The organism is Pseudomonas sp. MF6776 (assembly GCF_016613125.1).
GTDB classification, from domain to species: Bacteria; Pseudomonadota; Gammaproteobacteria; order Pseudomonadales; family Pseudomonadaceae; genus Aquipseudomonas; species Aquipseudomonas iridis.
This window is the reverse complement of sequence record NZ_JAENSQ010000066.1, coordinates 1-7,181: the sequence shown is the minus strand read 5'-3', so window position 1 is coordinate 7,181 and position 7,181 is coordinate 1. Positions and strand designations below refer to the sequence as shown.

Genomic DNA, 7,181 nt, shown 5'->3' with positions numbered 1-7,181 from the left:
GGGGTTGTACGCCGGAATCCCAGAAATTTCCGTCAGCCCAGCTCCAGTCCCGCCACGAGCGCATCCAGGTCGATGAACTTGCCGTCAGTCTGGAAGGTGTAATGCCCGTTCAGCAGGATGTGCCGCCAGGCCGCTGGCGACATCTGCGTGATCAACGCCAGCGCCTTGGCATTGCCAGCTGCCTCGTACTTCGTCAGCAGCAGGGACAGGATCGCCGAGTTGTAGAAGATGATCGCGTTGCCGATCAGCCTGGCGCACTGGTTGCTGATCTCGATTTCGATGTCGGTGCGGCCGGTCAATTCCTTCTTCCCACCGACTTGGGCGATGGTCGAGCGTAGCTGGTGATAGGACTCAATGCGGTTCTGCGAGCGGTGAACATTACGCTCCAGTTGCGGGTCGCGCAGGTAGCGCAGTGTGTAGATACTGCGGATGAGCTTGTCGAACTCGAAGATTGCGCGCCGCGTCGGGTTCGGCGCCGTATAGGTGCACAGCTTGCGGATCAGCGTGCCCTGCGTCATTTCCTTCAGGCCCAGTGTGGCGACGATTCGGTCGATGTTCGCCTTCTCACCGACGATGAGTTGCCGGTCGATCTGGCCAGCCGGCCGGATCAGGCATTTCTCGTACAATGCCAGATCATCGGCGCAATACAGCTCCTGCAACTGGTCGTCGAGGTCGGTGAAGCGCGGCTCGAAACGAAGTCCGAACCAGTGCAGGATGGCGAAGTTGGCCTTGTTGATGCTGTGCATGTCGCCGGTGATCGCGCTCGGCACGATGTCCGACGTGTTGCGGTACCAGATGTCGAACACGTGGTGAGCCTCGTACTCGTGTGCGCCTATCAGGTAGCCGTTCAACGGCACGTGATTGCACAGCAGCGTGTAGGCGACGACGCCCTTGCCGCGGCCGAAATATTTGCGCGAGTAGCGCGCCTTCACAGTTGGTCGCTCGACGCCGAATTTCTGCCCATCAACGGCACCGTACAACGAATCGAGGTCGAACGAGTAATGCGGGAAGATCGGCAGTGCGGCGATGGCGTTGCTGATGCAATCGTTGGCCACATGTAGCGTCGCCTGGCGCAGGTACTGCTGGTAGGTACTCTCCAGGACGTGGTACGGGATGTCGCTGGTACGTGCCATAACCTGGTTGCCGTGGTTCATGGCTTGGGCAATGATCACCGCCATCAGACTGTCGGCGTCGGCTACCTTCTTCGCATAGCGTGGCTGCAATGGTGTCAGCGCCGACAGGAACTGGCACTGGCCGTTGACGAAGCGAAACACGTCGGCGACATCGCAGTATGGCAGTTGCTCGTAGAGAGCTTGCTCGCGCGCCTTCTGGTTCTCCCCCTTGGGCTTGCGCCAGGTCAGTCTCTGCGTGTCCTTGTCGTATTCCAGGTGCGTCAGCTTGCCCTGTTTCAGCTCGCGATTGAACGCCACCCATTGCGCACGCAACTCGGTCGCCAGTGCATCGAGCTGGGCACTGACCGGCTGCCGCAGGAAGGGGATGTCCATCTGCGCGAGCACGGCGGCTTTCTCGTCCATCGAAACCAACTCGTCGGACAAATGCCGGTGCTGCAAGCTATCGTCAATGTAGAGCTCGCCCGCCTGGAAGCGTTTCCTGACCTGACGGTAAAGCCAGAATTCGTAACGATCGGCATGCAGGCCTGTCGGCGTGCCTTCGGCATCGAACATCAGCAGGTACGGACGCAAGCGTTTCGGCAGCGTTGCCGCCGGACATTCGTCGAGTGGCCGTTGTGATAGGCGCTGCTGCTTGGCGAACACGCTCTTGGCCCAAGTCAGCGCCGCGAGCCATGGGTTATCGGGGGCCGTGCCGGCGAAGTCGAGCGCGACGTACAGCGGCCGTAGATGGCGTCGAATGCGTTCGGCCAGGCCGTCCACCGCCTGCCAGTGCAGCGCCAGTTTGTTCAGTGGCTTGACGCTCATGCGCTGCGCCGTGTTTTGCAGCAATTCCCTGGACATGATTTTGTAGGCGCGTTGGCGCACCTCGCCGAACGGCGTCGGATCGGCCACGCTGTCGTCCACGTACAGCGACAGCAGGCGGCCAACCTGCGGCGTTTCCTGATGGCGTCGCAGCTGTTCGGCGACAAAGGACTGTTTCGCACCCGTGCGGCTCTCGTCCTCAAGTTTTTTCATGTGGAAGGCCATCGCGTCGACCAGGTTGTCGGTGAGCTGCCGGTAACGTACCCAGGCATAGCACAGCAGGTAGAGCCGGGTCTGCTCCGCCTTCAGGTGGCGCAGGTCATGGACGGTATAGAAGTTCGCCAGGCTCGCGTAGTACAGCAGGTTCTGCTGCGAGATGCCGAGCTTGGGCAGCAGCGCCTTGGCGATCCCGTGCAAGGACTTCAGCGTGGCGCGCTTCTCGCGCTCCCCTGCCATCTGACGCCAGCCGAAATCTTTAGCGTCCTGCTTGAGCGCTGCCAGTTGAGACAGGGTGTCGTCACGCACCAGGAGCTGGCCCAGCGCAGCTTTGGCCGATTCGTCCAACACTTCTGCCAGCAAGCCGCCCAAGCGCCTGCGTTCGGTGGACAGGGCTTCACTGACCAGCTCTTGTAAGGTGGTGTGGCCGGGCCGGATGATTTTGTGCTCGCTGAGCCAAACGATCAGTTCGGCGGCCACGAATCCTGGCATTACGTCGCGCCGCACGATCTGTTCAGCCTGCTGTGCCAGTTGCGGCAGGAAGCTAGCCGCCCACGACCGGTAGCCGAACAGTTCGGCGATCTGACCCCTCTGGCTGTAGTGCTCATGCTTGGTGATCGCCTTGCGTTCGAACGCTTCGCCGTGGAAATAGCGACTCAGCACGAAGGCGCAATCGTCCTCGACCTCATGCCAATCGAAGCGGAAGAAAGCATGCTTGGCCTTGAAGTAGCCGATCTGCAAGACGCAATAGACTTGGGCCTGCAGGCTAGGCCGGCTGCTGGCGAACGCCAGTTCAGATTCGGCCAACGCCAGGTATTCCAGCCGCTGAGCATCGTCGAAGTCCGGTAGGCCGTACAAGGCTTCCTGCTCTGCGTCAGAAAAGACGGTGAGTAGCTTATTCTTGTTGCTCATCGACCGTCCTTCCCGCACCACGCCAACCTGCTCGCGTCAATGTTTCGATCAACGTAGTGCGCTTGACATTGAAGTTGCGGCACACCGCCGCCTTAGACATGCCGCCATCGAGCGCGGCGACGATGGCGTCCAGCTTCTCACCAGTGATCGCCTGCGGCCGGCCGCCGATCCGGCCGCGTTTGCGTGCGGCGGCCAAGCCCGCGACGACGCGCTCCTGAATCAAGGCGCGCTCGTACTGCGCGAGCGCACCGAACACCTGGAACAGGAATTCGCCCGAGGGCGTCGTAGTGTCCAGGTTCTCTGTCAGCGAGCGGAACGCCACCCGCTTGTCCTTGAGCGAAGTCACAATGGCGAGCAGGTGCGACAGCGAGCGACCGAGCCGGTCGAGTTTCCACACCACCAGCACATCGCCGGCTCGAACGAACTCAAGCGCCCGCGCCAAGCCGGCACGGTCATCCTTCGCGCCAGAGGCACGATCCTCAAACAGGTGACGCGGATCGACGCCGGCGGCGAGCAGCGCGTCGCGCTGCAAGTCCGTGCTCTGGCGGTCGGAGTCCGACGACACGCGCATGTAGCCAACCAACATAGGCGGATAACCATCAAAAACAGGTTTCCGCATAATAGTGAATAGCGATAGAGTTTTCCGTACATTTTTGAGGGGGTGTTGCACAGGTAGCACAGCGGCGGCTGACAGCCTGTCGCAAAACAAATGTTTTACGACACCTCCTTGAGGTTGCCGCGTTTACATCATTACCTGAACAGGTATAAAATTCCGTCATGACAAACAAAGAAAAACCGCTCGAATGGATCGCGAGCAGCCACAAGGATTTGATGGCGTTGCCGTCCGACGTGCGTCGCCGTTTCGGTTACGCGCTCTCGTTGGCGCAGATAGGCGATCAGGATGACGCAGCAAAGGTGCTCAAGGGGTTCGGTGGTGCCGGCGTGCTGGAGGTCGTCGAAGACGATGCCGGCGGCACCTATCGAGCGGTATACACGGTCAAGTTTGCGGAAGCGGTGTTCGTCCTGCACTGCTTCCAGAAGAAGAGCAAGAGCGGAATCGCCACGCCAAAGGCCGACATGGACATCATCCGCGCTCGGCTGAAGGTGGCCGAGGTATTGGCACAGGAGCTACGAAATGCAAAAACGAATCATTGAAGGCGTCGAGGTTCAGCGCAGCTCGGGCAACGTCTTTGCCGACCTTGGACTGCCTGACGCTGAAAAGCTCAAGATCAAGACCGGCCTGGTGGTCGAGATCAGGAGGGCCATGCGCGCCCTTGGGCTGACTCAACAAGCGGCGGCCAAACGCATGGGCATCCCGCAACCGAAGGTGTCGGGCATGATGCGCGGCGACTTCACCAATCTATCCGAACGCAAGCTGATGGATTGTCTGAATCGCCTCGGCTACGACATCGAAATCAAGGTACGGCCAGCAGCCGAGCCGATCGGGCATCTAACGCTCGCAACCGCTTAATCGGAGCTCTCCTGATGGCAGCCCGCATCACCGACGACGAATGGGACGAACTGACTCCCGAGAATTTCGATACCACGGCACTGCTGCGTGCAGTCGATGCCGTGGACGTGCTGCGCGGCGATTTGAATGACAGCGCAGACGGCGCACCTCCGCAACTGCGCACCGACCTGTTGAAGCTGCATCAACTGGCAATGGCCGCGTTCAACGAGGGATCACGCAGCCGAGTGGCTGAGCTATTTGATCTCGCCGTGGATCTTCAGGATCAGGTTGATCATCTGATGACCTCGCTGGAACAAGTGCAAGAAACCCTGTCCCGGTGACGGCGCTCTACCCAGAAAGCCTGTCCTGAATGTTCTTGGAGACAACCACATCATGAGCCGCAGCCGCCGCAAAACGCCCATCGTTGGGCACACGACCTGCCGTAGCGAGCGCGAGGACAAGAAACTCTGGCATCAGCGCTGGCGAACCCACGAGCGCACCGCGCTGGCCAGCGCGTCGCCGGAAGCTCTATGCGCCCATCTGCCTCTACTGGAAAACCAGGTCAGCAACGTCTGGTCGATGGGTAAGGATGGCCGCTCCTACTGGCCCATCAAGCGCCAGGCCGCCACGGCGGATCGCATTGCCAACCACAAGGGACGCAATCCGCAAGAGCGCGCCTCCCTGAAAAAGCGTCTGCTGCGCAAGTGGATGAGCAAATGAACCTGTCCACCATCGAGGCGCTGGCTATCGCTTGGGCGCGAATCGCTGAAGAAGCAGAACTCCCAGCCGGCTACGAGGGCACGGCGACGCCAGAGGCGCATCGGGCCTGCGAGGTGATCCAGGAGCGGATTCGAGAGCACGTCGTCGCCACCAATGACATGCGGCTGTTCGGCCTGCTGCACCTGCTTGGGCAGGCGTCGCTGCGCATGGAGCAAGCGCTGTGGCCGGAAGAATATGCGCGGATGACCCGCGAGGTCGAGGAAGCTCTCCGAGAGGCCGACGACCCCAACGCCAAGTCGTACACCCACGAAGAAGTCATGCAGGCGATGCAGGAACGCATCGACCGAGCGCGAGACAAAGCCATGTTGATCGGCTGACGGAAATTTCGGCGGTTCCGGCTGATCCAAGAATCTTGGCGTGACCTTACCTCCGCTCTACCGCTGGGTGCCAGCCTCGGCGCACGCCTAACCACCCAACTCAGAAAGGAAAATAAGTTGGTAAAACGCATTCCCGTATCCGAGCTTCGTCTCGGCATGTACATCCACAAGCTCGCCTGCTCTTGGGTTCGACACCCATTCTGGCGCGGCAGCTTCCTGCTGACCGAGCCTCAGGATCTCTCTGCCATTCGAGAATGTGGCGTCGGGGAGGTCTGGGTCGACTTGGCCAAAAGCCAAGTCGACCCAGAGAGCCCAGAGAGCCCAGAGAGCCCAGAGCCCAGAGCCCAGAGCCCAGAGCCCAGAGCCCAGAGCCCAGAGCCCAGAGCCCAGAGCCCAGAGCCCAGAGCCCAGAGAATTGTCGGAGGAGCAATCTCTGCCGTCTAGTCCACTAAGCAAGAAAAGTGACGGCGCAACCTCAATGGAGAGCGAAATGTGTTATGCACGGAAACTCTGTCTTGCGGCCAAGTCCCAAGTCATGGACATGTTCCAGGAAGCCCGGCTTGGCAAGGCCGTCGACCCAAGCACGACGTTGCCGCTGGTCGGAGAAATCGCTGCCTCGGTGCTGCGCCAACCTCATGCCCTCATCAGCGTCGCACGCATCAAAACGCACGACGATTACACCTACCTGCACTCGGTTGCCGTCTGCGCCCTGATGCTATCGCTGGCCCGGCATCTCGATCTAGACGAGGAGCAAACGCGCCTGGCTGGCATCGGCGGACTGATGCACGACCTAGGCAAGGCCGCGATGCCGCTGGAAGTGCTTAACAAACCAGGCAAGCTCACCGATGCCGAGTTCGCCATCATGAAGCGCCACCCTGTGGAGGGCGCAAAGATGCTGCGCGCAGGCGGGGCCGAGCCCGGGGTGGTGGACATTGCCCTGCACCATCACGAGAAGATCGACGGAACCGGCTACCCGGATCGCTTGGCCGGTGACGCCATTTCACTCCTGGCCCGCATGGGCGCAATCTGCGACGTCTATGATGCCGTGACGTCGGAGCGAGCCTACAAAAAGCCGTGGGACCCGTCCGCGGCGATGCGGCAGATGGCCAAGTGGGAGGGCCATTTCGACAAACGCATCTTCCACGCCTTCGTCAAGGCCGTGGGCATCTACCCCGTCGGCTCCTTGGTTCGCCTGTCCTCTCAGCGTCTGGCCGTTGTCGTTGAGCCGGGAATGGAATCACTGCTGACTCCCAAGGTTCGCGTGTTCTTCTCGCTACGCTCGAGAGAGCCGATCCCGATGCAGACCATCGACCTGGCGGCCACGAGTTGCAAGGACAGTATCACTGGCCCCGAAGACCCGACGCTCTGGAACTTCAAGAACCTCGACGACTTGTGGATGGAATAGCCCCCACAAAACGACGGCCCCGTGAGGGAGCCGTTGAACATCGTCGAGCGATGCCCGTCCAGGGAGGGATGGCCGAGCTCGATTCTCCAGAAGGTAGCTGGTGACACGAGTGTTGAGCCCACCCAACTAGGGTGACGGAAATTTCTGGGGTTCCGGCTTACATCCCC

Annotated in this window: 8 protein-coding genes and 1 pseudogene; 7 read left to right on the top strand and 2 right to left on the bottom strand. The window is 60.7% G+C overall.

All coding sequences use genetic code 11. The features are described 5' to 3' along the window. Positions 1–32: 32 nt before the first annotated feature. Positions 33–3,062, bottom strand: coding sequence for a Tn3 family transposase (locus JJD74_RS30130; protein ID WP_024015041.1), 3,030 nt, complete (start codon positions 3,060–3,062; stop codon positions 33–35). Then, a complete protein-coding gene (locus tag JJD74_RS30125; protein WP_010465829.1) occupies positions 3,046–3,648 on the bottom strand; it encodes a recombinase family protein in 603 nt (200 codons plus the stop codon). Before JJD74_RS30125 ends, JJD74_RS30130 begins: the two co-directional genes overlap by 17 nt. 191 nt (positions 3,649–3,839) lie before the next feature. Here JJD74_RS30125 and JJD74_RS30120 point away from each other — a divergent pair, with 191 nt between their 5' ends. The 7 genes and pseudogenes from JJD74_RS30120 (at position 3,840) to JJD74_RS30090 (ending at position 7,014) form a co-directional block, all read left to right on the top strand. Beyond that, positions 3,840–4,217, top strand: a complete 378-nt coding sequence (locus tag JJD74_RS30120; protein WP_003151133.1) for a type II toxin-antitoxin system RelE/ParE family toxin — start codon at positions 3,840–3,842, stop codon at positions 4,215–4,217. Then, complete coding sequence (locus JJD74_RS30115; RefSeq protein ID WP_001172026.1) at positions 4,198–4,533, top strand: helix-turn-helix domain-containing protein; 336 nt, start codon at positions 4,198–4,200, stop codon at positions 4,531–4,533. The genes JJD74_RS30120 and JJD74_RS30115 overlap by 20 nt, the downstream gene beginning before the upstream one ends. Before the next feature lie 14 nt (positions 4,534–4,547). After that, positions 4,548–4,882, top strand: a pseudogene (locus JJD74_RS30110) (transposase). 23 nt (positions 4,883–4,905) lie between these two features. Further along, complete coding sequence (locus JJD74_RS30105; RefSeq protein WP_000091614.1) at positions 4,906–5,232, top strand: hypothetical protein; 327 nt, start codon at positions 4,906–4,908, stop codon at positions 5,230–5,232. Further along, the gene (locus JJD74_RS30100; protein WP_001054412.1) at positions 5,229–5,609 is read left to right on the top strand and encodes a hypothetical protein; all 381 of its coding nucleotides are present in this window, start codon (positions 5,229–5,231) and stop codon (positions 5,607–5,609) included. Before JJD74_RS30105 ends, JJD74_RS30100 begins: the two co-directional genes overlap by 4 nt. 156 nt (positions 5,610–5,765) lie before the next feature. Then, positions 5,766–6,053, top strand: coding sequence for a DUF3391 domain-containing protein (locus JJD74_RS31285; RefSeq protein WP_239499444.1), 288 nt, complete (start codon positions 5,766–5,768; stop codon positions 6,051–6,053). Between the two features lie 91 nt (positions 6,054–6,144). Beyond that, on the top strand, positions 6,145–7,014 hold the full coding sequence (locus tag JJD74_RS30090) for an HD-GYP domain-containing protein (RefSeq protein ID WP_223198360.1): 870 nt from the start codon (positions 6,145–6,147) through the stop codon (positions 7,012–7,014). Positions 7,015–7,181 lie beyond the last annotated feature (167 nt).